The sequence below is a fragment of the Streptomyces sp. NPDC046900 genome (assembly GCF_040644975.1).
Taxonomy (GTDB): domain Bacteria; phylum Actinomycetota; class Actinomycetes; order Streptomycetales; family Streptomycetaceae; genus Streptomyces.
In genome coordinates, this window is sequence record NZ_JBEYXD010000017.1 from 38790 (window position 1) to 62829 (window position 24040).

The 24040-nt window shown below is 68.9% G+C and carries 24 protein-coding genes and 2 pseudogenes; 16 read left to right on the plus strand and 10 right to left on the minus strand.

What is annotated here, in order from left to right:
* Position 1: 1 nt before the first annotated feature.
* Positions 2 to 1033 (minus strand): SDR family oxidoreductase, encoded by a 1032-nt coding sequence (locus ABZ904_RS19165; RefSeq protein WP_360996366.1) that lies wholly within the window; start codon positions 1031 to 1033, stop codon positions 2 to 4.
* Positions 1034 to 1243: 210 nt separating this feature from the next.
* Here ABZ904_RS19165 and ABZ904_RS19170 point away from each other — a divergent pair, with 210 nt between their 5' ends.
* The 5 genes from ABZ904_RS19170 to ABZ904_RS19190 all read left to right on the plus strand — a co-directional run bounded on the left by ABZ904_RS19170 (position 1244) and on the right by ABZ904_RS19190 (position 6084).
* Positions 1244 to 1945, plus strand: a complete 702-nt coding sequence (locus tag ABZ904_RS19170; RefSeq protein ID WP_359406849.1) for a HemK2/MTQ2 family protein methyltransferase — start codon at positions 1244 to 1246, stop codon at positions 1943 to 1945.
* Entirely contained in the window at positions 1929 to 2165 is a 237-nt protein-coding gene (locus tag ABZ904_RS19175; protein WP_359406852.1) for a CDGSH iron-sulfur domain-containing protein, read from the plus strand. The genes ABZ904_RS19170 and ABZ904_RS19175 overlap by 17 nt, the downstream gene beginning before the upstream one ends.
* A complete protein-coding gene (locus ABZ904_RS19180) occupies positions 2162 to 3187 on the plus strand; it encodes an iron-containing redox enzyme family protein (RefSeq protein ID WP_361824538.1) in 1026 nt (341 codons plus the stop codon). The genes ABZ904_RS19175 and ABZ904_RS19180 overlap by 4 nt, the downstream gene beginning before the upstream one ends.
* A 67-nt stretch (positions 3188 to 3254) precedes the next feature.
* On the plus strand, positions 3255 to 4532 hold the full coding sequence (locus ABZ904_RS19185; RefSeq protein ID WP_361824541.1) for a peptide ligase PGM1-related protein: 1278 nt from the start codon (positions 3255 to 3257) through the stop codon (positions 4530 to 4532).
* Between the two features lie 193 nt (positions 4533 to 4725).
* Entirely contained in the window at positions 4726 to 6084 is a 1359-nt protein-coding gene (locus tag ABZ904_RS19190; RefSeq protein ID WP_361824544.1) for a GAF domain-containing SpoIIE family protein phosphatase, read from the plus strand.
* Positions 6085 to 6099: 15 nt separating this feature from the next.
* On the opposite strand, the gene ABZ904_RS19195 is transcribed toward ABZ904_RS19190, so the two are convergent.
* On the minus strand, positions 6100 to 6810 hold the full coding sequence (locus ABZ904_RS19195; RefSeq protein ID WP_361824547.1) for an ANTAR domain-containing protein: 711 nt from the start codon (positions 6808 to 6810) through the stop codon (positions 6100 to 6102).
* Positions 6811 to 6951: 141 nt separating this feature from the next.
* On the opposite strand from ABZ904_RS19195, the gene ABZ904_RS19200 reads away from it, so the two are divergent.
* Complete coding sequence (locus ABZ904_RS19200) at positions 6952 to 7293, plus strand: helix-turn-helix domain-containing protein (RefSeq protein WP_359393123.1); 342 nt, start codon at positions 6952 to 6954, stop codon at positions 7291 to 7293.
* Positions 7294 to 7463: 170 nt separating this feature from the next.
* Here ABZ904_RS19200 and ABZ904_RS19205 read toward each other — a convergent pair whose 3' ends face one another.
* Complete coding sequence (locus tag ABZ904_RS19205) at positions 7464 to 8057, minus strand: TetR/AcrR family transcriptional regulator (RefSeq protein WP_359392889.1); 594 nt, start codon at positions 8055 to 8057, stop codon at positions 7464 to 7466.
* 170 nt (positions 8058 to 8227) lie between these two features.
* On the opposite strand from ABZ904_RS19205, the gene ABZ904_RS19210 reads away from it, so the two are divergent.
* From ABZ904_RS19210 to ABZ904_RS19230, 5 genes are all read left to right on the plus strand, one after another.
* Positions 8228 to 9178 (plus strand): chlorophyllase, encoded by a 951-nt coding sequence (locus tag ABZ904_RS19210; protein ID WP_361824550.1) that lies wholly within the window; start codon positions 8228 to 8230, stop codon positions 9176 to 9178.
* Between the two features lie 93 nt (positions 9179 to 9271).
* Positions 9272 to 10291: an aldo/keto reductase gene (locus tag ABZ904_RS19215; protein WP_361824553.1), complete on the plus strand. Its 1020-nt coding sequence runs from the start codon at positions 9272 to 9274 to the stop codon at positions 10289 to 10291.
* A 168-nt stretch (positions 10292 to 10459) separates the two neighbouring features.
* On the plus strand, positions 10460 to 10837 hold the full coding sequence (locus ABZ904_RS19220) for a hypothetical protein (RefSeq protein ID WP_361824556.1): 378 nt from the start codon (positions 10460 to 10462) through the stop codon (positions 10835 to 10837).
* 13 nt (positions 10838 to 10850) lie between these two features.
* Positions 10851 to 12644: an L-lactate permease gene (locus ABZ904_RS19225; RefSeq protein ID WP_361824559.1), complete on the plus strand. Its 1794-nt coding sequence runs from the start codon at positions 10851 to 10853 to the stop codon at positions 12642 to 12644.
* Between the two features lie 243 nt (positions 12645 to 12887).
* Entirely contained in the window at positions 12888 to 13802 is a 915-nt protein-coding gene (locus ABZ904_RS19230; RefSeq protein ID WP_360996395.1) for an RNA repair domain-containing protein, read from the plus strand.
* Between the two features lie 61 nt (positions 13803 to 13863).
* Here ABZ904_RS19230 and ABZ904_RS19235 read toward each other — a convergent pair.
* A pseudogene (locus ABZ904_RS19235) lies at positions 13864 to 14322 on the minus strand (substrate-binding domain-containing protein); the annotation flags it as partial.
* A 166-nt stretch (positions 14323 to 14488) separates the two neighbouring features.
* Here ABZ904_RS19235 and ABZ904_RS19240 point away from each other — a divergent pair.
* Positions 14489 to 16138, plus strand: a complete 1650-nt coding sequence (locus tag ABZ904_RS19240) for an IS200/IS605 family accessory protein TnpB-related protein (protein WP_361824562.1) — start codon at positions 14489 to 14491, stop codon at positions 16136 to 16138.
* Here the strand turns inward: ABZ904_RS19240 and ABZ904_RS19245 are convergent.
* Positions 16114 to 16302, minus strand: a pseudogene (locus tag ABZ904_RS19245) (rhamnose ABC transporter substrate-binding protein); the annotation flags it as partial. The gene ABZ904_RS19240 and the pseudogene ABZ904_RS19245 sit on opposite strands and share 25 nt — an antisense overlap.
* 179 nt (positions 16303 to 16481) lie before the next feature.
* Here ABZ904_RS19245 and ABZ904_RS19250 point away from each other — a divergent pair.
* The 3 genes from ABZ904_RS19250 to ABZ904_RS19260 all read left to right on the plus strand — a co-directional run bounded on the left by ABZ904_RS19250 (position 16482) and on the right by ABZ904_RS19260 (position 18628).
* Positions 16482 to 17300 carry an SAM-dependent methyltransferase gene (locus tag ABZ904_RS19250; RefSeq protein WP_360996401.1) on the plus strand — a complete coding sequence of 273 codons (819 nt, stop codon included), beginning with the start codon at positions 16482 to 16484 and terminating at the stop codon, positions 17298 to 17300.
* 140 nt (positions 17301 to 17440) lie between these two features.
* Positions 17441 to 18316, plus strand: coding sequence for a PhzF family phenazine biosynthesis isomerase (locus ABZ904_RS19255; protein ID WP_360996404.1), 876 nt, complete (start codon positions 17441 to 17443; stop codon positions 18314 to 18316).
* A gap of 24 nt (positions 18317 to 18340) precedes the next feature.
* A complete protein-coding gene (locus ABZ904_RS19260) occupies positions 18341 to 18628 on the plus strand; it encodes a helix-turn-helix transcriptional regulator (protein ID WP_360996556.1) in 288 nt (95 codons plus the stop codon).
* On the opposite strand, the gene ABZ904_RS19265 is transcribed toward ABZ904_RS19260, so the two are convergent.
* From ABZ904_RS19265 to ABZ904_RS19280, 4 genes are all read right to left on the minus strand, one after another.
* Positions 18622 to 19107, minus strand: coding sequence for a peroxiredoxin family protein (locus ABZ904_RS19265; RefSeq protein WP_360996407.1), 486 nt, complete (start codon positions 19105 to 19107; stop codon positions 18622 to 18624). The genes ABZ904_RS19260 and ABZ904_RS19265 overlap by 7 nt on opposite strands.
* Before the next feature lie 397 nt (positions 19108 to 19504).
* Positions 19505 to 19729, minus strand: a complete 225-nt coding sequence (locus ABZ904_RS19270; protein ID WP_360996410.1) for a hypothetical protein — start codon at positions 19727 to 19729, stop codon at positions 19505 to 19507.
* Positions 19726 to 20445: an RNA polymerase sigma factor gene (locus tag ABZ904_RS19275; protein WP_361824567.1), complete on the minus strand. Its 720-nt coding sequence runs from the start codon at positions 20443 to 20445 to the stop codon at positions 19726 to 19728. The genes ABZ904_RS19270 and ABZ904_RS19275 overlap by 4 nt, the downstream gene beginning before the upstream one ends.
* Positions 20446 to 20628: 183 nt before the next feature.
* Entirely contained in the window at positions 20629 to 21771 is a 1143-nt protein-coding gene (locus ABZ904_RS19280; protein WP_360996416.1) for a beta-propeller fold lactonase family protein, read from the minus strand.
* Positions 21772 to 22102: 331 nt separating this feature from the next.
* Here ABZ904_RS19280 and ABZ904_RS19285 point away from each other — a divergent pair, with 331 nt between their 5' ends.
* Complete coding sequence (locus ABZ904_RS19285; RefSeq protein ID WP_360996419.1) at positions 22103 to 22333, plus strand: hypothetical protein; 231 nt, start codon at positions 22103 to 22105, stop codon at positions 22331 to 22333.
* A 432-nt stretch (positions 22334 to 22765) separates the two neighbouring features.
* On the opposite strand, the gene ABZ904_RS19290 is transcribed toward ABZ904_RS19285, so the two are convergent.
* Entirely contained in the window at positions 22766 to 24040 is a 1275-nt protein-coding gene (locus tag ABZ904_RS19290; protein WP_361824571.1) for an MFS transporter, read from the minus strand.

Genomic DNA, 24040 nt, shown 5'->3' on the forward strand with positions numbered 1-24040 from the left:
GTCACGGGCCGCCGTGCGCGTGGTGCGGCAGCCGCTGGTTCAGCCGGCGGGCCGCGCGATCGTTGAGGGCGCTGCCCCAGGCACGCAGTCGCCGTGCCACCGGATGCCTCGCCTTTCCCGGTCCCGGTTCGATGTCCCGGCCCTTGTGCGGACCTTGGGCCTCGCCCTGGTCCGGCGGGGAGGGCAGCGCCCTGGCCGCCAGCGCGCTGAGCCGGGTGGTCAGCGCGGGGGCCACGCCATGGCCGAGGCCGGCGGCCTTCGCCATGGGGGTCAGCACAATCCGGGACCGGCGCCGCTGCACAGCCGTCACGATGCGGTCGGCGGCGCGGCGCGCGTCCATCGACACCAGAGGGCTGCCCGCGAGCGCCGAGAACCACGCGAACTCCGCGGCCTCGTCCCCGCCGAACTCCGCTGCCAGGTGCGAACCGGTCCGCATCAGCCCCGGATGCACGGCCGTCACGCTCACGTCGTCGCCGTGCAGTTCGGCGTACAGGCCCTCGGCGAGGGCTGCGACGGCGGACTTGGCGCAGGAGTACGGCAGCAGGTGCGGCACTGCGAGCAGACCCCCGACCGAGCCGATCAGCGCCAGCCGACCGCCGGCGGGGCTGCGCCGCAGCCAGGGCAGTGCTTCGAGCGAGGTGTGCAGGGCGCCCATGTAGATGGTGTCCATGGCCGACCGGAACTCGTCGGCATCGATCGACTCCAGGGGCGCCACGTGAATGATGCCCGCGTTCGCGATCACCACGTCGACCCCGCCGTGTGCGTCGGCTGCGTCGGCCATCAGTGACGCGACCATCGCGCGGTCGGTCACGTCGCAGGGCACGCCGTGTACGCGCGCTCCGGGCCGCCCCCGAGTGAGAAGCTCCCGCGCGCGGTCGAGTTCCTGCTCGTCCCTTGCGGCGATCGTGACCGCGCACCCGCGGATCAGCAGCTGCTCGGCGAGCAGCAGCCCGAGGCCGCGCGATCCGCCCGTGATCACCGCCGACAGTCCTGCCAGGGAGTCCTTGTGCGACCGGGAGAGCAGCGACGTCATCAGGTTCACCTTCTGCGTCCTCGTGGTGTGGCGTCATCGATGGCGGGTACCGCGAATGGCAATGCTTCACACAGCGCAGCGACTCCCCCAAGGGCGCGAGGGTCCTCAGGTGCGCGGATTGCGGATGACCTCGGCCGCGTCGCAGGGTGGAGATCTGAGCCCAGGCCGGCGGGTGCGGTACGACCGCGGGCCCGGAACGGAGGTGCCTCCATGGTGCTGACCGCCGTACCCCCATGGCTGCCCTCGCTCGCGACTCCGCCGGGGGTGTACACACCCCAAGCCGACACCTTCTTCCTGGCACGCGCCCTGCGCCGCGAGAGACTCATGCCGGGGATGGACGTCCTCGACCTGGGCACGGGCAACGGAATGCTGGCCGTATATGCGGCACAACACGGTGTTCACGTGACGGCCACGGACATCACCTGGCGTGCCGTGCTCACCGCCCGCCTGAACGCGCTGTGGGCCGGGCAGAGCCTGGATGTGCGCCTCGGAGACCTGCTGTCACCGGTACGAGGGCAGAAATTCGACCTCGTGGTCAGTAACCCGCCCTATGTCCCGACCCCGGACCCGCACCGTCACACTCCGGGCGCCGGGGGCGCTCGGGTCAAGGGCGGCGAGGCCTGGAACGCCGGACACGACGGCCGCGCGGTCCTGGACCGCATCTGTGAGGAAGTGCCGCAGGCATTGCGTCGCGGTGGCGTCCTGCTGATGGCGCAGTCCGCGCTCAGCGGAACCGAAGCGACCCTGCGAAGGCTGTCCGCCGCCGGGATGCGGGCCACCGTCAGCGACCGGATGGGCACACCGTTCGGGCCGGTCCTGCAATCACGACTTGCCTGGCTCCGCGGCCGTGATCTGGTCAGTCCGCATGAAGAGCTCGAGGAACTGGTGATCATTCGTGCCCAGCAAGCCTGATCGACCGTATCGCGTCGTGCTGACCGATGACGGCCCGCTGCTCGTGCCGGGCCCGGTGGAGGTCACTCTCGACGACGGCACGGTGGTGGCATCCTCTCGGTTCGCGGTGGCGATATGTATGTGCCGGCGCAGCAGCATCCCCCCGTGGTGCGATGCCAGTCATCGCCGAACCGCCGGACCGTGCCGGACACGCCACGAGGAGGAGGGAACAGCGTCATGACCACTCCCTCGGCAACGTCGGCAGAGCCGGCGCTGCCACGCCCCCGGGGCGTCGTGTCGTCCGCCGTCATGGCGGCACTCCTGGACGGTACGGGACGGCTGCCGGCGTGCGACGACGTCGCTCGGACGGATCCGTACGGCGATGACGTACAGCTCGCTCTCTACAGTCTGTACGAGCTGCACTACCGGGGTTTCGAGGGTGTCGACCCTCGCCGCGAGTGGGATGCCCGACTGCTGGGTCTGCGCTCCTGTCTGGAGGACCACTTCATCGCCGCGCTCCGCCGTGACGTGGGCGGGCACGGTGGTTCCGTGCGCGAGACGCTGGACGACCTCCTGGTGGAGCCGGTCGGAGACGACGGGACCAGCATCAGCCACTACCTCCAACGCCACGGAGAACTCTGGCAGTTGCGCGAATACGCGGCCCTGCGGTCTCTCTACCACTTGAAGGAGGCCGATCCTCATGCATGGGTCATTCCGAGGCTGCGGGGCAGGGCCAAGGCCGGCATGGTGGCCGTGGAGTACGACGAATTCGGGGCCGGCCGTGCCGAGGACATTCACGCGGCGCTGTTCGCGGATCTCATGGCCGACCTGGGCCTCGACGACACATATGGCCACTACCTGGATGCCGCACCCGCGGAGGCCCTGGCCGCGGTGAACCTGATGTCGCTCTTCGGGCTGCACCGGGTCTGGCGTGGTGCCCTGGTCGGGCACTTCGCATCGGTAGAGGTGACCTCCTCACCTGCTTCGCGACGCTTGGCTCTCGCGATGCGGCGAACCGGTGCCGGCCCGGCCGCCGAGCGCTTCTACGCCGAACACGTGGAGGCCGACGCTGTACACGAGCAGGTCGTACGCCGTGAAGTCGTCGCCGGACTGCTGGCCGACGAACCGGGCCTCGAGCCGGATGTCGTCTTCGGTATGGACGCCACCGGGGAGCTGGACCGGCGTCTGGCGACGACTCTGCTCGCAGCATGGCGCCGAGGCGCAAGCGCACTCAGGACCCCTCTGACGGCGCCGGCGCAGTGATGACGGCAGGTGTGCGAGGCCGCCTCGTGCAAGATCCGCAACGGCCCGAAGCGGGCGTGAGGCACCGGTGATCCTGGAGCACCGGGACTGCGCGTCCTTGGTCATCTTCGCGAACTTCGCCTCCGAGGTTGCCGTGGACCTCCGGGAAGCGGAAGTGGTGCGGGAATGGTCGGCACGAGCGAGTCGGGAACTGTGGCTCGCCCGGCCCGGCGACATTCTGGTCACGCCGGTTCCCCTGACGGATTCCTTCACGCACTACGTCGGTTCCCTCCTGGGCGTGCCCCACGGCTCCGTGCACGTGCTCACCGTCCCTGTCACCCCGGGAACGTCCATGGCGGACGAGGTGCGCAAGGCGGGGGTACTGCCCCTGCTGCGTGATCTCGTGCTGCGCCGTCCGGGCATCGGACTGCTCCCCCTCGCTTTGGACGCCTCGACCACGAGCCTCGCCTCCGACCTCGGCATTCCGGTCGTTCCCTACGCCCCGGGCATGGACCTGACGGCGTCAGGTGCCGTCGGGAGCGCCGCAGTTCTCAACACCAAGACGGGCTTTCGCTCCGATGCCGAACGCATCGGGATGCGCCTGCCCCGCGCAAGGGTCTGCACGGGAACGGAGTTGCAGCGAACGGTCCGTGACCTGCTCGACTCCCATCCCCGACTGGTCGTCAAGCCGGACCGTTCGGCCGGTGGCAAAGGGTTGCGTTTCGTCTCCCGGGGGGATCCGGTCACGACTCAGGTATCTGAGAGGAGCGGCCTGTGGGTCGTCGAGGAAGACGTGGGCCCTGGCATCTCCGTCAGCGCGCAGCTCACGGTCGAGGAGCAAGGCCCCCGGACGCTGTTCGCCGGCACCATGCGCGTGCGGGAAGGAGCCTTCACCGGCTATGTGTCACCACCACCCGGTGTCGGGCACGACGTACTGAAGGAACTGCAGGCATGGGGACTCGGCCTGGGACGGCGCCTCCGGGCGAGCGGGTACCTCGGGCCGTTTGATGTGGACGCCGTCCTGGCACACGACGGAACGCTCTATGCGACCGAATGCAATGTCCGCCGAACCGCGACCACTACTCCCTATGCCATGGTCTCGCGTCTCGAGAACCAGGACTCGGGTCACTTCGCCGGGGCCTGGCTCATCGACCATCGGCACTGCTCCACGGATCACGGCGACTTCGAGAAGGTGCGCCGAATTCTGAGATCGACTCGTCTGGCCTACGACCCGGACCGAGGAGAAGGCATCGTTCTGTACTCCGACATGCCGGGCGGTGGGACACCCTTGTGCTATGCCGTGATCGCGCCGGAGCACGAGCGCCTCTTCGCCCTGGAAGCCGACCTGGCCGATGTATTGAGCTGAGCAGAACCGCGGACGAGGCACCGCGGCCCCAACCGGTACCGGGCAGCACCCCTCCGTGCGCTGCCCACGCACCGGACGGCGAGGGTGGAAGCGCGGGCGTCAGGACGTGCCGCCATCGCAGGTTGCACCGGTGGGAGGCAAGCTGAGAGTGCGGCGCGTGCATGCGAACGGGGAGGCGGGCGGAGGCGGTCTCGTGGATGAGTTCGATCTGGACGCGGAACTGCAGCAGGCGTTGGACCGTCTGGCGCTGCTGGCGGAGGTCACCAAAGCCCTGGGGAGCACTCTGGACGCGGACGAGGGGCTGCGGCGGGTGTGCAGGATCGTGGTTCCGCAGCTGGCGGACTGGTGCGCCATGGACCTGCTGGAGGGCGGCGAACAGTTGCGGCGCGTGTGTGTGACCCACCGCGACCCCGCCCTGCTGCACGGGTTGCTGGAGAGCTGCCTTCCGGTACCCGACGAAGCCACCGGCCCGCTGGCCCGGGTACTGCGAGGGGCCGGACCCCTGCTCCTTCGCCACTCCGAGCTGCCCGTCGAACAGAACGGCTCCACGCGGGGGTGGGACCTTCTGAAGGAGCTGGACGTGGACTCCGCAGTCATCGCACCCTTGCGGGCCCGCCGGCGTGTGATGGGAGCGATCACCCTTGCGCGGACCACGCGCGAGCGGCCCTTCGGCGAAGAAGACCTCGGGCTGGCCGAGGAGCTGTCGCACCGCATCGCTCTGCAGGCCGACAACGCCCGTCTGTATCGGGCGGTGCAGGCCACGGCCGAACACCTTCAGCGCGCTCTGCTTCCTGAGCTGCCGCGCGTCGACGGCCTGGAGTTGGTGGCACGCTACAGCCCCGCTCGCGCCGAGGCAGCCGAAGTCGGCGGGGACTGGTACGACAGCTTCGTCCTGCCGACCGGCGACACCACCCTGATCATCGGCGATGTCACCGGACATGACATGCGTGCCGCGGTCGCCATGGGTCAGTTGCGCAACATGCTCCGCGGCATCGCCTGCGACCGTCAGGAACCGCCCGATGCCATCCTGCGCCGCCTCGACATCGCCCAGCAGGTCGTGGGCCGGACGACCGCCACCTGCTTCTACAGCGTCATCCACGGCGCCAGAGGCGGTCCCTGGGAGCTCGCCTACTCCAGCGCGGGACACCTGCCTCCCCTGCTGGTCACCCACGAGGGCGACACGGGCTACCTGGAAGGTGGGGCCGGTCTGATGATCGGCGTCGACCCCGATCATTCCCGCACCATGGCAACCGAACCTCTACCGGCCCGCTCCACGCTCCTGCTCTACACCGACGGCCTGATCGAACGCCGTGACGAAAGCCTTGAGAGCGGCCTGACCCGACTGCGCCAGCACGCCGCGGCCCTGGCCCGCGAACCCCTCCCGGCCATGTGCGACGAACTTCTGGCCGGTCTCCTTGCCGATCCATACCCGGACGATGTCGCTCTCTTGGCCCTGCGCCTGCCTCTCGCCGGAACTCCCGGATCCGAAGGCGCTGCACGGTTGTCGCAGGAGCAGACCGGTTCCGAGGCCGTCACCGTGCCCATGGACTAGCGCCAACGCTGCGTGCTACGCCTGCTGATCGTCGACGGTGGTGATCCGGGCGACCGCTGCTGTCAGGTGCTTCTGCAGCGGATCCGGCAGGGGCGTCCCATTCACCGTGGTCACGACGTCCGCAGCCAGGCGGTGCAGCTTGGTGTTGGTGTTCTGGGAGGCCATGACCAGCACATCCCACGCCTCCTCGGCGCTCAGGCCGAAGGAGGCCATCAGAATTCCACGAGCAAGGTCGATCTCAGGACGCGTCTGCAGGGCTCGTCGAAGCTGAACGACCTCGCACCGGAGTCCGTCGTCGGCTGCGTCCTCTGCGCGCGGCTCGGACCGCCCGGCGGCACGATCCGCATCCTCGCGCGCAGGTGCGAGAAGGTCGCAGGTGCCCGTAAGGGTCAGCAGCCGTTCGGCCACGGGGCCGGCGGCCGTGACAACTATCGACTTCCCCTTGGTGAGTGCCTGCCGCCGAACGGTCAGCAGCACATTGAGTGCGGACCAGTCCCAGAACTCCAGTCCGCTGAGGTCCAGGTCCACGCCCTGGACCGGTCCGTCGAGGGCACTGTGAAGCGTGCTCTCGAGCATCTCGCTGTCCTCGAGGCGGAGTCCCCCGCTGAGGGTGACGAGGACACGGTCGCTGTCACGACGTGTGGCGATTGACGGTGAGGTGTCCTCGCGCTCGCAGGCGCTGCCGACTCGGCTGATGGACCGCGCTGCATAGGGCGGCTCCAGCATGACTGCCTCTCTATGGGTACTCGCCAATTACCTGGCTCTCAGCGTCGCGCCCCATGGCGTAAGACGTCAAGGTATACATGAATTTTATTTCGTTCTTTTGAATGCGCGAATGCTTGGTCGTACGATTCGGGGATGGTCGAAGTGGATGGATCGCCTGAGCCACATACCGGATGGACGTTCCTCACGAGTCACGCTCGTGTTCTGGCCACCATCGCCGACAACCGCAACGCGCGTATCCGCGACATCGCCGCACGGTGCCGACTGACCGAACGGGCCGTCCAAAAGATCATTTCGGATCTGGAGCAGGACGGCTACCTGTCCCACAACCGCCAGGGCCGCGGTAACACCTACCAGATCGACCCGAGCAAGGTCCTGCGCCATCCCGCCGAAGCCGGCCTGACGGTGGCCTCGCTCTTGTCGATGCTGGTCAGGGACGAGGTGGAGCGCCATGGAGTCGTCCACCAGGCCCGCTCCGAGCACTGAGCGCACTCACGAGGTGACGTACGGGATGGCGGGGCGCAGACGCCGAGTGCGGTGACCGGCACCGCCAGAGCCGTGAGGGCGTGCCCCATGACCCAGCGTGTACGCGACGTCATGGCCGCGGCTCCCAGGACTGAAGCGGCACGTGCGCGGGTCATCGAGCGTCGTCAGGATCAGGGCGACTGCGGTCGCCGCAGCCCCTGAAGGAGCAGTTCGATCAGCCGGCGGGGGTCGTAGCGGGGGTCGTCGTCACGTCCGATGCAGAGGTTGCCGATGCCGCGCATCAGTTCGTACGCCTGTGTACCGGGCCTGATTTCGCCGGCGGCGACCGCTGCGTCGAGCATCTGCTCGCAGACGGGCACCAAGCGGTCGAGGAAGTACGCGTGCAGCGCGTCGAAGCCACTGTCCGATTGCAGCGCGTTGGCGAGTCCGTGCTTCGTCACCAGGAAATCGACGAAGAGGTCGACCCACTGACGGAGTGCCGCGAGGGGAGAGTCGGCGCCGGCCAGCAGGGAGGGGCCGGCCTCGGCGCAGGACTCGACCTGGTGGCGGTAGACGGCCACGACGAGATCCGCCCGAGTCGGGAAGTGGCGGTAGATCGTGCCCAGCCCGACACCGGCCTTGGCCGCGATCTGCCGGATCGGCGCGTCGACGCCGGAGGTGACGAACACCTCGGCGGCGGCGGCAAGCAGCGTCTGCTCGTTGCGCTGCGCGTCGGCCCGCTTGCTTCGGGCCGACGCCCCCGCGGACTGGCCTGCTGAGGGCACCACACGCTCCTTCCGGACGACGATTGACTAAGCGGAACAACGTTCCGTATTGTTCTTTCTGGAACAGCGTTCCGCTTCGAGTCTAGCCGAGGCGGCGCCGTCCCGTACCCCTCCCCCGCCGTCGGCCGCATGAGGTCGGCGGCAAAGCCGTGGAAAGGGAAAGGCACCTCATGACTTCCACAGCCGACACCGTCGGCGCACCCACTCCCGTCCTCTCGCTCAGTCCGGTGGTGCTGCCGGTTCCCGGCCGCGCCGTGGACCTGCACCTGCGCGTCTCCGCCCCCGTGACCGGGGATGACCTGCCGGTCGTCCTCCTGTCGCACGGCCACGGACCCTCGAACAACCTCTCCTCGCTGAACGGCTACGCCCCGCTCGCCGACTACTGGGCGGCGCACGGCTTCGTCGTCATCCAGCCCACCCATCTGAGCTCGCGGACGCTGAGCCTGGACCCCTCCACCCCCGGGGCGCCGCTGTACTGGCGATCACGGGCCGAGGACATGCAGCGCATCCTCGACCGGCTCGACGTGATCGAGGCCGCCGTCCCGCAGCTCCGCGGACGCCTGGCCCACGACAAGATCGCCGTAGCCGGGCACTCGATGGGCGGGCACACCGCGAGCCTGCTGCTGGGCGCCCGGCTCACCGATCCCCAGGACGGAACGGAAGTGAACCTGGCCGAGCCCCGGATCACGGCGGGCGTACTGCTTGCCGCGCCCGGCAGAGGGGGCGACGCCCTCACCAAGTCCACGGCCGAGCACTACCCCTTCTTTCTGACCACGGACTTCTCCGCGATGACCACGCCCGCCCTCGTGGTCGCAGGCGACAAGGACACCTCACCCCACCTGACGGTCCGGGGCGCGGACTGGCACACCGACCCGTACCACCTCTCCCCCGGCCCCAAGTCCCTGCTCACCCTCTTCGGTGCAGAACACGGGCTCGGCGGCGTCTCGGGATACGACGTCGCCGAGACCACGGACGAGAACCCCGAGCGAGTCGCCGCAGTCCAGCGGCTCTCGTGCGCGTACCTCCGCACCGAGTTCCATCCCGCGGATCCCGCCTGGCAGACAGCGCAGGACGCGCTGACGGCCGCACCCGACCCGCTCGGACGGGTGGAATCCAAGTAGGCCCACCCGATGGGTGAGGACGCGCGCCATAGACGCGCCCGAATCCAACCCACGCGTTGCCGTCACGCTTCACAGAAATTGAGGAACACAGTCATGCAGTACCGCACCTTGGGCCGCACCGGTGTGCAGGTCAGTGCACTCGCGCTCGGCGCGATGAACTTCGGCAAGATCGGACGCACCACCCAGGACGAGGCCACGGCTGTCGTCGACGCCGCTCTCGAGGCCGGCATCAACGTCATCGACACCGCCGACATGTACAGCGGCGGCGAGTCCGAAGAGATGGTCGGCAAAGCCATCGCCGGCCGCCGTGACGACATCGTGCTGGCCACGAAGGCGGGCCTGCCCATGAGCGACGAGCCCAACCATCAGGGCAGCTCCCGCCGCTGGCTGGTCACCGAGCTGGACAACAGTCTGCGCCGCCTCGGCGTCGACCACGTCGATCTCTACCAGATCCACCGGTGGGACCCGCGAACCAGCGACGAGGAGACGCTGTCGGCCCTGACCGACCTGCAACGGGCGGGCAAGATCCGCTACTTCGGTTCCTCCACCTTCCCCGCGTACCGCATCGTGCAGGCCCAGTGGGCCGCCCGCGAGCATCACCTGAGCCGTTACGCCACCGAGCAGCCCAGCTACTCGATCCTGCAGCGCGGGATCGAGACCCACGTCCTGCCCGTGACCGAGCAGTACGGGCTCGGTGTGCTGGCATGGAGTCCCCTGGCCTCGGGCTGGCTGTCCGGCGCGATCCGCGAAGGCCGGGACATCACCACCAACCGCTCCACGCTCATGCCGCAGCGCTTCGACACCGCCGTCCCCGCCAACCGGGCAAGGCTCGACGCAGTCGAGAAGCTGGCCGCAGTCGCCGACGAGGCCGGTCTGACCATGATCCAGCTCGCTCTTGGGTTCGTGACCGCGCACCCGGCGGTGACCTCTGCCCTCATCGGCCCCCGCACACTGGACCACCTGAACGCCCAACTCGCCGCCGCCGACACCGTGCTCTCCGCCGACGTGCTCGACGCGATCGACGCGATCGTCGCACCGGGTGTCGACCTCGCCGCACACGAGAAGAACGACACTCCTCCCGCCCTGCTCGACCCCACCTTGCGGCGCCGCTGATCGCCCGGGCAGAGGGCCTTCAGCCGTCCGTCCGACGGGAATTCGTGTGTGACCTGCGCCACCCGTGACCCTTGACACGGGTGGCGCGCCGCTGCATTGTTCCACCATTCGGTTGGTGTCTACCGAGTAGTGGAATCTACCTCGTCGCCAACACCGCGGAGTACCCGCATGAGACACCGCATCACGTCCTGCGTCGCCATGGGAGCCGGCGCCGGAACGTACAACCTGCTGCACCCTGAGCCCGCCCGCGAACTCGACGAGCGCAGGGCGATTACCGGGCCGGCCACCGGCGCCGAGCTCATGATGGCCGCTGACCGCCGGCGGCCCCGGGTGCTGGATGCAGGTCGCGACCATCCTTGCCCGCGTGAGCGAAGGGGTGCCCTCGCCCGCACCGTGCAGGCGCGCGACGCCGCCCTCCGCGGTGTCCCCTTACGGCAGTTAATCGAGCGAGCCCTCGACGACCTCCGCCCCGTCGTCCCGCACGCCATCCCACAGACCACCACGGTGCCGATCCGTGGCGCGGCCCCCTCCTCTCCGGTGTCGTAGAAAAGGGTGCTACATGATCCTCGCCAACTATCAGCAGGACTACAGTCCAGTGGGTCATTCGCTCGGGCTGTCGTCCATCATCGCGATCCTTCCGTTGCTCGTCCTGTTCGTGCTGCTCGGCGTGGTGCGTATGAAGGCGTGGCTCGCCTCGCTGATCTCCCTGATCGTTGCCCTGGTGGTCGCGGTCGCCGTGTACTCGATGCCGATCGCCGACGCGCTCAACAGCGGGCTGCTGGGCGCCGCGTTCGGCTTCTTCCCGATCATGTGGATCGTCATCAACGCGATCTGGGTCTACAACCTCACCGTCGAAACAGGGCACTTCGACGTGCTGCGCAGGTCGTTCGCGTCCATCAGCGACGACCAGCGGGTGCAAGCGATCATCATCGCCTTCTCCTTCGGCGCCCTCATGGAGGCGCTGGCCGGTTTCGGCACGCCCGTCGCGATCAGTGCGGTCATGCTGATCGCCCTCGGCTTCAAGCCGCTCAAGGCAGCCACCGTCGCCCTGGTCGCCAACACCGCACCCGTGGCGTTCGGCGCGATAGCCGTGCCGATCACCACACTGGCGGGTGTCACCAGCCTGCCCGTGGACGACCTCGGCGCGATGGTCGGCCGGCAGACGCCGATCCTGGCGCTGTTCGTGCCGCTGGCCCTGGTGTTCATCGTGGACGGCCGAAGGGGGCTGCGGCAGACCTGGCCGCCGGCGGTGGTGTGCGGTGTGTCCTTCGCGGTCTTCCAGTACCTGTCCTCGAACTTCTGGTCCGTGCCGCTCGCCGACATCGTCGCCGCGCTCGCCTCCGCGCTGGCGGTCTTGGCGTTCACCCGGGTGTGGCACGCCGAGGAGACGTACCACGAGAGCGACGAGGACCATGGCGTCGACGGCGACCTCGATGGTGCCGACGGCGGCTCCCGCCGGCCCCAGACCCCCGGCGGGGAACCGGCCCCCGGCAGCGGCGAGTCCGCGGACAGCCAGGTGCTGACCCGGGCCCGCGCGGACGCCGACCGCGACACGCACGACTCGCCGTTGGACGTCTTCAAGGCGTACGCGCCCTACCTGGCCATCATCGTGGTGTTCGTGCTGGCCACCCGAGTACCGGCGATCACCGGAAAGCCGCCGGCCGGGGTCGGGGCGACCGGTACCGGCCTGGAGTCCGTGACGCACATCGTCAACTGGCCGGGGCTGCACATCATCAAGGCGAGCGGGGACCCGGTCGCCACCACCTTCAAACTCAACTACCTGTCGGCGGCCGGGACTCTGCTGCTCATAGCCGGACTGATCAGCATGGTGTTGATCCAGGTCGGCCCCCGGCGCGCCCTGCGCGCCTACGGACGCACCCTGGACCAACTGAAGTTCGCGGTGCTCACCGTCATGCTGGTGCTGGGACTCGGCTACATCATGAACGAGTCAGGTCAGACCACCACGCTGGGTCTGTGGGTGGCCGGGGCCGGCGGGGCCTTCGCCTTCCTCTCACCGATCCTCGGCTGGCTGGGCGTTGCCGTCACCGGATCCGACACCTCCTCCAACTCCCTGTTCGGCGCCCTCCAGATCACCGCCGCCCACCAGGCCGGCCTGTCGCCCACCCTCATGGCCGCGGCCAACTCCTCCGGTGGCGTGCTCGGCAAGATGATCTCCCCGCAGAACCTCGCCATCGCCGCGGCCGCGGTCGGTTTCGAGGGCCGCGAGGGGATCCTCTTCCGCCGCGTCATCGTGTGGAGCGTGGTCTTCATGCTCTTCATGTGCGTGCTGGTCTACCTGCAGAGCACCTCAGTGCTCGGCTGGATGGTCGTGGACACGCCGGCAACCCCCTGACAGGAAGGTGTGACGCGGCCCAGTACGTCGAAATATTGCCTCCCTGCAGGTCACAGGGCTGATGTGGGGTCATGGTCATGATGTACGGCTGACCGATCGTCCTCTCACGTAGGAGGAAGGGGACGCCTGGACAGTGCGGACCTCAAAATCCCGATTCATGGCCTGTGACCTGCAGGTTCTCAACCGTCGAGGACAGCGGCACCCTGGAAGGAGAGATGGTGTGAAGGCGGGAGAGGAGGCGCGATGCGGACCAGTGACGAGATCTATCACCGCATCCGCTGGGACCCGCGGTTCGACCCGGCCCGGTTCGTGCTGGGTATCAGCCGGCGCGGGGATGGCCTCGAACGCATCCCGCTGACTTCCTTTGTGCCCGGGGGCGACATCCCGTGGCACCGGGTGGTCTTCATCGAGGCGGACGGCGAGGTGGTCTGGGACCGGACCACGGGGGTGGACCACTTCGACGCCTCGGGCGCCGGACTGGTGCGGGAGCCGCAAGCTGACCTGAACTTCGGCACGAACTCCGGCAGGAGCGAGCCCGCCGGCGTCCTCGACGTGTCCCCGACCGTCCACACGGCGGTGGCCTGGATCCCGCCCGCGGAGCTGTGGCCCCCGATCCAGGACATCCGCCGGGATCACGATCCGCAGATCCACCGCTGGCCGCCGCACGTCAATGTGCTCTTCGGCTTCGTGCCGGAGTCCGACTTCGAGCGTGCGGCCCCGCTGCTCGCCGCGGCGGCGGCCGAGGCGCCGGTCTTCACCGCCCGGCTGGACGGGGTGCGCACCTTCCGGCACAAGGCGTACTTCACCGTGTGGCTCGACCCGACGGCGGCCGGCGAGGCGCCCTGGGCGGACCTGTACCGCGTACTGCGGCAACGGTTCCCGCACTGTCGTGGGCCGGCCAAGAACTTCACCCCCCATCTGTCCCTGGGCCGGACCCGGGATCCGCGGCGAGTCACCGCCGACTGCGCCACCCGGCTCGACGTCATGACGGCGACAGTCTGGGAACTCGTCCTGCTCGCACGCAGGGGCGACGGGCCGATGCGGCCACGGGCCACGGTCGCCCTGCGCACGGGCGAGGTCCGCCGGCTACCCCCGCCCGGCCTCGAAGCGCCGGGCCCGGAGGACACCGACTGGCTCTCCGGAATCACCGACAGGTGACGTACTCAGTCAGGTGAGGCAGGGCGCCACCCAGGCCGTCCCCGGACAGCCGGCAACTGTGTCAGAAGTTGAACTGGTCGATGTTCTTGCTGTTGAACACGGTGGGCTTGCCAAGGGTGATGACGCTGTCCTTGCCGATGGTGAAGGTGCCCATGTCGCCGGCTTTGAAGGTTTCGCCTTGGGTGCCGGTGATCTGGCCGGAGGCGAGGGCGACGGTGGTGCGGGCGGCGAGTTCGCCGAGCTTGGCCGGGTCCCACAGCTCGAAGGCGTCGACGGTGCCGTTCTTGACGTACGGGCGCATGTCGTTGGGGGTGCCCAGGCCGGTGAGCTTGACCTGGCCCTTGTACTTGGAGCCGGCCAGGTACTGGGCGGCGGCCTTGATGCCGACGGTGGTGGGGGAGATGATCCCCTTGAGGTTGGGGTACTGCTGGAGCAGGCCCTGGGTCTGCTGGAAGGACTGCTGGACGTCGTCGTTGCCGTAGGCGATCTTGACGAGTTGGACGTTCTTGTACTTGGGGTTGGGAACTGTTCGTTTTCAGGTGTGCATGAGCGTGTGTGAGTGTGCACGAGCGTGTACTGGTTCGTGGTGTTGCAGCGCGCACACGTCGCGTGGAGGGCACTGATGTCAGTGCCGGCCCGTACCGTTCTTCCTGTTGCCGATCAAGCGTGTTGGAGGGAGTACATCGATGCGTGATGAGTCGCTGCGCACGATCGCTGCCCCCTTTGTGGCCGTCGGCCCGTCCGGTGTGGCGATCCGCACCCGCCTAAAACACCTGGGGGCCGCCGACGAGGAGGTGTTGCGCCTGGTGGGCGCGCATCTGGGCTCGCTGGCCTCGAAGGACCTCAAACGCCGGTGCGCCGACGGTCTGGAGCACTCCGCGGATAGGTGGGCGGAGCGTAAGCGAGCCCTCACGGAGGAGTCTTCGTCGCGCTGGGCCGGGAGCATCACCAAGGCCACCCACGATCAGTGGGCGCTGGCAAGGCGTGCCCAAAGCGCGCATATCCAAAGCCTTCAGGCGGGCGTGCGGACGATCGCGCACCGCCTGTCCCTGCCGGTCGGGGAGAAGGGAAGCAGGCGGGCGCCGGGCGGCTACCGCAGCGCACAGGAGTGGTTCGCCAAGTCCCGGCGCCTGCAGGTCCTTCGAGACCGGCTGAGTGCCGAGCAGGCCGACCGCGCTGTGGGCCGGGTCCGGGTGGTGCGGGGCGGGAAGCGGCTCGCGCGCAATCGGCACAACCTGCACGCCGCCCAACTCACGCAGGCCCAGTGGCGGCAACGGTGGGAAGCTGAGCGCTTGTTTCTGCAGGCGGACGGGGAATCGGGCAAGCGGTACGGGAACGAGACGATCCGCGTCACCCCGGACGGCGAAGTGTCCCTCAAGCTGCCTGCTCCGCTCGCCCACCTGGCCAACGCCCCGCACGGCCGGTATACGCTCACCGGCGCTGCCCTCTTCCACCACCGGCGCGAGGAATGGGCCGACCGCATCACCACGAACCGGTCCGTGGCCTACCGCATCCACTACGACACAGACCGCTCCCGCTGGTACCTCACCGCCTCCTGGACCATCCCACCGGTCAAGACCGTCCCCCTGTCCCACGCCCGCACAGGCGGCCTGATCAGTGTCGACACGAACGCCGACCATCTGGCTGCGTGGCGGCTCGATGCCCACGGCAACCCATGCGGCCGACCCCGCCGGTTCTTCTACGACCTGTCCGGCACGGCGAACCATCGCGATGCCCAGGTACGGCATGCACTGATCCGGCTCCTGCACTGGGCCGAACGCCACGGCCTGTCGATCGCGATCGAAAACCTCGACTTCACCGCGGAGACGACCAGGGAGAAACACGGGCGCCAGAAGCGGTTCAGGCAGGTGATCTCCGGCATGCCCGTGTCCAAGCTGCGGGCCCGGCTCGTCAGCATGGCGGCCGAACTCGGCATCACCATCATCGCCGTGGACCCGGCCTACACCAGCAGGTGGGGCGCCCAGCATTGGCAAAAACCCCTCACCCACACGACCAGGAAAACCACCCGTCACGATGCCGCGAGCATCGCGATCGGACGACGCGCCCTCGGGCACCGCATCCGGCGACGGACGGCACCGCCCCCACACGACCAGAGCGATCGTATGGGGCATCGGACCGCCCAGGCCGGACACGGCACCCCAGGGCGTGAGGGAACCCGCCCCCGCATCCTTGGACCACGGACACGATCCACTGGGACCAGACGCGGCGCGAACGCGGGAGACCAGGACGCCCAACACCGTTCGGAGCGTCCGACTGAGCCCGTGCAACTCATGCTCAGTCCTCAGGAACGGTCCTTCAGTTCGTCCTTCATGTAGCCGATCCAGGTGTTCTGGTTCGTGGCGACCTGTGCGGCGGACAGGATCTGCCCCTTGTAGCCGATCTGCTGGGCGAGCAGTTGTACTTCGGTGCGGCCGAGGTCTTCGGCGCTGGCCTGTGAGACAAAGGCGTTGCGGCAGCCGGTGTTGGTGTCGGAGTCGTACATCCATGAGCACCGGCGGGTCGTGCTCCAGCCGGAACTGGTGGTCCGCCGATCCAGCCTCGGCGTGCACTGATCACTCTCACCCCGCCGGATCACGGGTCCCCCTTCGCAGAGGAAGGCGCATCCAAGCGTTCCAAAGTGGTGGTCAGCAGGCGACGTTGCAGGGGAGGATGGCCGCCATGACGGCTGAAGGCTCCTCCATCGACTCCACCAAGCCCAGTATCGCCCGCGTCTACGACTACCTGCTCGGCGGCAAGGACAACTACGCCGTGGACCGGGAGATCGGCGACGTGTTCAAACGTGACCTTCCTGGTTCGGTGGCCATCGCCTTCGCCAACCGCGCGGCCCTGACCCGGGCGGTCGGGGAGATCGCGACGACGACCGGCGTACGGCAGTTCATCGACCTGGGCAGCGGTCTCCCGACCGCCGACAACGTCCACCAGGTCGCGCAACGGCACGCTCCGGAGTCCCGGGTCGTGTACGTCGACATCGACCCCCAAGTGCTGGTCCACGGCCGTGCGCTGTTGGAGGAGAACGACCGGACCCGGGTCGTCGCGGCCGATGTACGCAACCCCGAAGACGTCCGTACCCACCCGGACACCGTGGAACTGATCGACTTCGATCAGCCCGTCGCCGTCATGTTCAGCGCCATTCTTCACCACGTCAACGACGAGGAGGACCCGGCTGGAATCGTCCGCTACTGGCGCGACCGGGTGCCCTCCGGGAGCTACTTCTTCGTTAGCCACTTCCGTTCCGGCAACAACCCGGAGACGGCGGAGGCCGAGGGAGTCCTCCAGCAGACGTTCGGCCGCGGTCGGTGGCGCACCGACGAGGAGATCGCATCCCTGCTGGATGGCCTGGAAATCCTCGACCCCGGGATCGTCCCCGCGTCCCTGTGGCGTCCTGAGGTGGTCGACAGCCCGTTGAACAGCGGCGGCGATAGGGAACTCACCGTCTGGGAGCGTCTCATCGCCGCTGGACTGGCCCGGAAGGCATAGGACTTGAGGGCGTCCGACGGTTCTGGACCACCCAGGGGCGGCGAAGGCACGTGTCGATGTGCGGCTCCGCCGCAGGCGACCGTCCCCGCTTCCGCCCGCGTCCCGGAATGGCCTCGGGCCCGTCCCGCGTTGCCACGAGCATGACGACGAATCCCCCGCGGCCCGAGGTGCTGCGCTACACCGCCTTCTCCAGCTCCCCCGACGGCGGAAACCCCGCTGGGGTCGTGCTGGACGCCACCGGCCTGGACGACAGCGACATGCTGGCCATCGCCGCCGACCTCGGATACTCGGAGTCCGCGTTCCTGACGGCGCCCCCGGAGGGCCTCGACGGCCCGGAGGGACGGGCGTACACCATTCGTTACTTCAGTCTCAAGGCTGAGGTGCCGTTCTGTGGGCACGCAACCGTCGCGACCGCCGTCGCGCTCGCCGAGCGGACAGGCCCTGGGGAGCTGACGTTCGCGACGCGTGCCGGGATCGTTCCGGTGGAGGTGGCCGAGGAGGGCGGGACGGTCAGGGCCACACTCACCAGTGTCGAGCCGCACATCGAGGAGATCGCCGGCGCCGACCTCGCAGAGGCCCTCGCCGCGCTCGGCTGGCCGGCCGCCGATCTCGACCCGGCCTTCCCGCCCCGTACAGCGTTCGCGGGTGCCCGCCATCTCGTTCTCGCGGCGGCGACGCGGGCCCGCCTGGCCGATCTCGCGTACGACTTCGCGCGCCTCGAAGCCCTGATGCACCGCCTGGACCTGACCACGGTCCAGTTGGTGTGGCGGGAGTCGGCCACCGTCTTCCACGTCCGTGACCCGTTCCCCGTCGGCGGCGTCGTCGAGGACCCGGCAACGGGAGCCGCGGCGGCCGCGTTCGGTGCATACGTCCGTGAGCTCGGCCTGGTCCCCGAGGACGCCGTTCTGACTTTGCATCAGGGCGAGGACCTCGGTCGCCCGGGCGAGCTCACGGTGACGCTACGCGCAGGTGACCCGCGGGTCCGCGTCAGCGGCACGGGAGTTCGCATCAGCTGAGGCGCGGTCAGGACGGCGGAGCACCTGTCGCTCAGGGGCCCGCCTCCTGGCTGGCCGCGCCGGGTCCGTACGCTCCATCGTGCCTTCGCTGACGGCGAGACCATCATGGCCTATGTATGCCGACGCCGTCTCGAAGGCGCCCGCCGCGAACTTGACCACCCCCGCGGTTCGTACACCGTCGCCGACGTCGCGGCACGCCGGCAGTTCGCCGACACCAGCCACTTCCGCCGCGCCTACCGCAAGGCCTACGGACAATCACCCCGACGTCCGGGCCCGTGTCGGCCTTGCGAACCCAACTCAGGTGCTCACTGAGCGGCGTGCTCCTTGACGTAGCGGATGAGGCCGGCGACGTCCTCGGGGACCAGGCGTCCGATGGCACCGTTGGAGTAGACGGCCACGACGACACGGCCCTCGGGGTCGAGGACGAAGCCGGTCGACTGCAGGTGCTCCGGGTCGTCATTGACAAAGGCCCCGGTGGCCGCCGCTATGGACGTGGCATCCGCGCTGTGGCCGATGGGGAAGGTCAGCTTGAGCTTGTCGACCAGGGCCTGGGTGGTGGCCTCGTCGTCGACGGACAGCGCGACGACCTTCACACCGAGCTCCTCGAAGGTCTCCCGGGCACGCTGGAACGCCCGCAACTGGCCGATGCAGTACGGGCACCAGGACCCTCGATAGAACAGCACGACGCCGAAATTCCCCTGCAAAGTGTCAGGCAGCGAGATCTGCCCGCCGCCCGGAACCGCGACGGTGATCGCAGGGAAGGCGTCGCCGGGGCGCAGGACGTGATTCATGGTGGTTCTCCTGTCGTTCGTTTTTGTTTCTCAGGGGCATGGGGGCTACTCGGCCCCGACACAGGCCCGCACAGATCGCTGGACCGACACAGCCTCCGGTGAAGTCGCGGCGCCGGCCCTCATCTCGCCGCTCGCCTCGGGCTGTCCGTATTCGATGGGCGGCGCCTGGGAGCGGATTCTTACCGCCGATCTCGGAGTCGGTTCTGCGTAATCCGCCACCCGGAGCACTACGGTCACGCCTTCGCTACGGAGCGTGAGGAAAGGCCGTCGGGATACGCACCGGGCGCGGGCCGCCGACCGCCGAGGAACAAGTACGAGAGAGAATTTCGGGAGCGATCGGATCGCCGCCGACAGTGCGGCCGACCAACGCGGCCGATCGTCCAGATGGTGCGACGCGTCAGAGGTCGTTCGCGGCCAGGGCGATGGCGGCCAGCAGCCCCTGGTAGTCCTCCGAGCACGGCCCGCACGCCCGCAGATGGACCTCCACACCCGCCATTCGGGCAACGTGGCGGTCGACTTGGGGCAACTCCGCGTAGATGTGCAGGACCTCCATGGCGTCCGCGCAGCCGACGTCACGAGGATCGGTCTGCAGAAACGCTTCCAGCATCGGTGTGTCGATCACGAGGGCCTCGATGTGTTCTTGTTTAGGTACCCCAGGGCGGTCAGCCGAGCCCGCAGCCTGCTGCGCGCGTCGAACATTGTCTTGTAGACGGCGTTGCGGTTGGTGCCGAGCTTGTCCACCTGCGCGTCGAGCGGTACGCCGTTGACGACGAGCGCCACAAAGACGCGCCGCTGGTGGTCGGTGAGGACGTCGTTCACGGCCGCACGCAGGCTTGCCAGCAATTCGCGGGCCTCGGTCTCGGCGCCCGGGTCGGCACCGAAGCGGTCCGGCAGCCGGTCCCACTCCTCGTTGGCCAGTGTGACGCCGGGCATTCGCCAGAAGTGGCGTCCGAGCTTGGTCGAGACCTCAAACACCACGAATGTAAAGGCCCAAGTGGTGAACTTGCTCTCGCCACGGAACTGCCCGATCTTGCGTGTGATCGCCAGAAGAGCGTCCGCAGCCGCCTGGTGGGCGAGGTCGTCCTGCTCGGGTCCCGCGACGTTGTGGGTGGCGCGGCGGCCGATCTCGAAGCGCGCAATCCGCAGCAGCACTTCGTGCAGCCTGGTGCACGCCTCCTCGTAGCGGGATCCCTCCGACTGCAGGGCACGCACCCATTGTTCGGAGTCAGGATCGAGTCCGGCGTGCCTCACGCTGCCGGGGCCGGTCAGCACAGGGTCTGGGAGCGTCCCCGCGGCCTCCTCGGGCTCCATGTTGAGTTCGGACGTGCTGTTCGCCATGGTGCTCGCAGTCTCCTGGGCAAGCGGGGACCTGAGTGCTCCCGGCGCGGTCCCGCGGAACACGGGCGGGGACGGGGGATGCGCTGTTCCCTGCACGTAGGCGCGGCGCAGGATCCGCTGCAGTGGATCGGCTGTTTCCGGGTGGCTGCCGCGCAACGGCGGCAGCCACTTCCTGATGGGAGATCAGAGGGCGACGATGCCCTCGCCGCCTGTCGCTCCGGGCACTGCGACGGAACCGACCTTCGTCAGCGAGCCGTCGGAGTTGACCCGGAATTCGTCGACGCCGCCGGTCGCACCGGTCTGGGCGTAGAGGAACTTCCCGTCGGAGGAGACGGCCGGGTCCACCGTGCCGGCGCCGGTCGAGGTGTTGCCCAGGACCCGCAGCGAACCATCGGCGTCACCGTGAACGCCGGTGAGGGAGCCGCTGCCCGCGTTGGCGGCGTAGAAGTTGTCCCCGTCACGGACCACCCAGCAGGTCGCCGCCTGGCCCGTGGCCACCTCGCTGACCTTGGTGAGCCGGGCGTCCCGGCCGAAGGCGTAGGTGGCCACAGAGTTCGGACCGGCTTCGGTGACGACCAGCCTGCCGGCGGCGTCGAAGGTGAAGCCGAACGGCACAGCGCCAGGGGTGGGGGTGACGACGGGCTTGGCCGAGATGCCCAGGATGCCGACCTTGAACACATCGATGCTGTTGCCGACACCCTTGGTCGTGACGACCAGCTTGCTCCCGTCCGGGGTGAAGCCGATCTGCGCCGGGGTGTGGGTGAACTGCGGAGTGGCGATCGGGTCCAGGCCGAGTTCACGGTGCCAGGAAGGCACCTTCAGCAGTCCGTCGCCGACGCGCAGGAAGCCCTGGACCGAGCCGCCGTTCAGGGCGTTCAGCACGTACACCAGGTTGCCGTGCACGGTCACGCTCACCGGGAAGGTGCCGCCGGAGGAGATCACCTGGCGCCATACGAGCTGGTCACCCTGCACCGAGAACACCGTGATCGTGTTGCTTCCGGCATTCACCGCGTACAGCAGCCCGTGCGCCTTGTCGTACGTCAGTGAGCCCTGTGATGCCAGGTTGTCCACCACGGCCCCGTCCTGCTTCCCCCCGAGACCGCCCGTCGCATACTCCCGACGCTGCTCCAGGGAACCGTCCGCCGCGCGGCTGTAGGCAACGATCGTGTTCCCGGTGGCCCGGTCGGTCTGCACGAACACCGGGGCGCCGGAACGGCTCGAGTGGTGCTCCGGCTGCGCCGACGCGGGACCGGCGAACGCGGTCAGCGACACCGTGACGGCGGCACCGAAGCCGGCTATCCGGGCGGCCTTGAACGTCTTACCCATGGTCATCCTCACCATGCCTGAGGCGGTGGTGTCCCAACCGCCGTGTCGGTTACCGAGGCTCTGTCGGCCTCGCCCTTGCTCAGCATCGGAAGCGGCGGCCTTCTTACCGGGCCGGAACCGCCGAAACACTTCCGTAAGGAATGGAGACTCTTCATCCTGAAGTTGCAGGTCACGCGGCGGACCCGGGGCGGCGTCGTGCAGCGGGCGACCCATTCCTGCCATCTCCGTGGAAGACGACGCCTCACTCAACCGATACAGGGACCCCCACCGGCTCGCTTCCCGGGACGGATACCCCCTGCTCCCGTTTCACCCCGACGGTCGGCTGACAGGCGTGGCCATAGCACGGGTGGATGCCAACGGGGTCCTCGCGGTCGGCTTCTGCCCCGCTGTGATCAACCAGGACAATGAGCCCGTCCACGTGCCTGCGGACAGCGAGGACGGCGGACGGGTCGTTTCCTATCTGGAAGAGTGCTGCACCAGCGAGAAACTCGCCGTACGCCTGGTCCAGCCGACGCGGGAATCAGGCCTGCCCGTGAAAAGCGTGCAGATCGTCCCCCAGTGATCCGGCGAGACCGTACCAACTGCCTCTCCAGCCCTGGTGTCACGAGGCTGGAACGGTTCTGGGCGGGAAGCGCGGCCGGTCCCGGAAGGCCTGCGCCGCCCCTGAATCGAGTCGGCGCCCCTGCGATCGCCGTCCTGGCGACCTCCCGAATCCCATGGGGTCCGCCCCAGCCCCACGGGATCAGCCAAGGGCGCGAAGGGTCTCGCCCGCGCGGTGGCGGGCGTAGGCCTCGTCGGTGCCGGGGACGGAAAAGACCACGCGGAAGTAGATGGGCGCGGGCCGGGCACGTGAGCCACGATGTGCCGCGCCGCGACCCCCAACCGGACGCGGCGGAGGCCGTCGCACTCATCTCCGCGTTGTGGGCGGAGAGTTGGACCGCTCCGAGGGAAGGCGGGCCAGTCCTCCGATCGCGGTGACGGCCGTGGCGGCCCGTCAGGCGCGGCTCTGTGCCGGCTCCGGCTCCGGATCGGAGAGGTGCGCTGCGGCACGGCCGGGAAGCAACAGCGGGGTCGCCAGCAGGAGCACGCCGGCCAGGCCGATGGCCGTACGCGGGCCGAGCAGACTGCCCAGCACGCCCCAGACGGCCGTCAGGAGCGCGGTCGAGGCCTTGGTCGTCACCGTCCACGCGGACAGCGTGCGGGTGACCCGGTCGGTCGCGGTGCGCTCGAGGCGGTAGGTGGCGTAGACGGGGTTGAAGACGCCGCAGCAGAAGATGAGCCCGAGTTCGACGCCCATCACCAGCAGCAGCCCGCCGGTCCCCGGCTCCAGGAAGGCCAGGCCGACGGGCCAGATCGCGCGCAGTGCCCCGAACACGACCAGGACCCGGTGCTGCCCGAACCGGGTGACTAGCGGTCGGGCCAGCCGCGAACCAAGCAACCCGCCGATCGAGGGCGCGGCGAAGGCGAGGCCGTACTGCCACGGCGCGAACCCGAATCGGCCGAGCATCAGCACGGCCAGCAGCGGCTCGGCCGCCATCACCAGACCGTTGAACAAGGCGGTGTTGAAGAACAGCGGACGCAGCGTCGCGTCGGCGAGGATGTACCGCCAACCGTCGAGCAGGTCCCCGGCCCGCATGCGCGCGGCCTCCCGGCGCTCGGGGCAAGGCTCGTGCCCGCCCGTCGCGCGGATGCCCAGGGCCGAGAGCAGGTAGCTGACCGCGTCGGCCACCACCGTCGCCACCGGACCGAGGAGCCCGATCGCCGCGCCGCCCAGCGGCGGTCCGATGATCGTGGTCGTCCAGGCCGTGGACTCGAATCGGGCGTTGGCGACGAGCAGGTCCTCGGCCGGCAGCAGCGTCTTCAGGTACGCGCCCGAGGCGGCGCGGAAGGTGATGTCGGCCGCCGCGACGACGACCGAGACCAGCAGAAGCTGAAGGAAGGTGAGCGCACCGAGCGCGAACGCGGTGGGGATCGTCAGCAACGCCGCGAACCGCACCAGGTCCATCGCGATCAGCACCGGCCGCTTGCGGCGGAACTCCACCCATGGGCCGAGCGGCACCGCCACGGCCGCACCCACCGCGACCCCCACGGAGGAGAGCGCGGCGACCTCGGCCGGTCCGGCGTGCAGCACCCGGATGGCGATCAGCGGGAACGCGCCGAAGGCGAGCCACGTGCCGAGCGCGCTGGTCCCGTACGCTCCCCAGAGCCACCCGAACCGCCGCCCCAGCCGATGTCCGAGCAGTTGCCCCAGCCGGTGCCCGCTCCTCAT

Excerpts from the sequence above, each read along its gene's own strand:
- ABZ904_RS19280 (WP_360996416.1), bottom strand. The coding sequence starts at position 21,771 with ATGGGTAAGACGTTCAAGGCCGCCCGGATAGCCGGCTTCGGTGCCGCC.
- ABZ904_RS19265 (WP_360996407.1), bottom strand. The coding sequence starts at position 19,107 with ATGAATCACGTCCTGCGCCCCGGCGACGCCTTCCCTGCGATCACCGTC.
- ABZ904_RS19215 (WP_361824553.1), top strand. The coding sequence starts at position 9,272 with ATGCAGTACCGCACCTTGGGCCGCACCGGTGTGCAGGTCAGTGCACTC.
- ABZ904_RS19240 (WP_361824562.1), top strand. The coding sequence starts at position 14,489 with ATGCGTGATGAGTCGCTGCGCACGATCGCTGCCCCCTTTGTGGCCGTC.
- ABZ904_RS19180 (WP_361824538.1), top strand. The coding sequence starts at position 2,162 with ATGACCACTCCCTCGGCAACGTCGGCAGAGCCGGCGCTGCCACGCCCC.
- ABZ904_RS19255 (WP_360996404.1), top strand. The coding sequence starts at position 17,441 with ATGACGACGAATCCCCCGCGGCCCGAGGTGCTGCGCTACACCGCCTTC.
- ABZ904_RS19230 (WP_360996395.1), top strand. The coding sequence starts at position 12,888 with ATGCGGACCAGTGACGAGATCTATCACCGCATCCGCTGGGACCCGCGG.
- ABZ904_RS19225 (WP_361824559.1), top strand. The coding sequence starts at position 10,851 with ATGATCCTCGCCAACTATCAGCAGGACTACAGTCCAGTGGGTCATTCG.
- ABZ904_RS19275 (WP_361824567.1), bottom strand. The coding sequence starts at position 20,445 with ATGGCGAACAGCACGTCCGAACTCAACATGGAGCCCGAGGAGGCCGCG.
- ABZ904_RS19165 (WP_360996366.1), bottom strand. The coding sequence starts at position 1,033 with ATGACGTCGCTGCTCTCCCGGTCGCACAAGGACTCCCTGGCAGGACTG.
- ABZ904_RS19195 (WP_361824547.1), bottom strand. The coding sequence starts at position 6,810 with ATGCTGGAGCCGCCCTATGCAGCGCGGTCCATCAGCCGAGTCGGCAGC.
- ABZ904_RS19290 (WP_361824571.1), bottom strand. The coding sequence starts at position 24,040 with ATGAGGAGCGGGCACCGGCTGGGGCAACTGCTCGGACATCGGCTGGGG.
- ABZ904_RS19250 (WP_360996401.1), top strand. The coding sequence starts at position 16,482 with ATGACGGCTGAAGGCTCCTCCATCGACTCCACCAAGCCCAGTATCGCC.
- ABZ904_RS19210 (WP_361824550.1), top strand. The coding sequence starts at position 8,228 with ATGACTTCCACAGCCGACACCGTCGGCGCACCCACTCCCGTCCTCTCG.
- ABZ904_RS19170 (WP_359406849.1), top strand. The coding sequence starts at position 1,244 with ATGGTGCTGACCGCCGTACCCCCATGGCTGCCCTCGCTCGCGACTCCG.
- ABZ904_RS19220 (WP_361824556.1), top strand. The coding sequence starts at position 10,460 with ATGAGACACCGCATCACGTCCTGCGTCGCCATGGGAGCCGGCGCCGGA.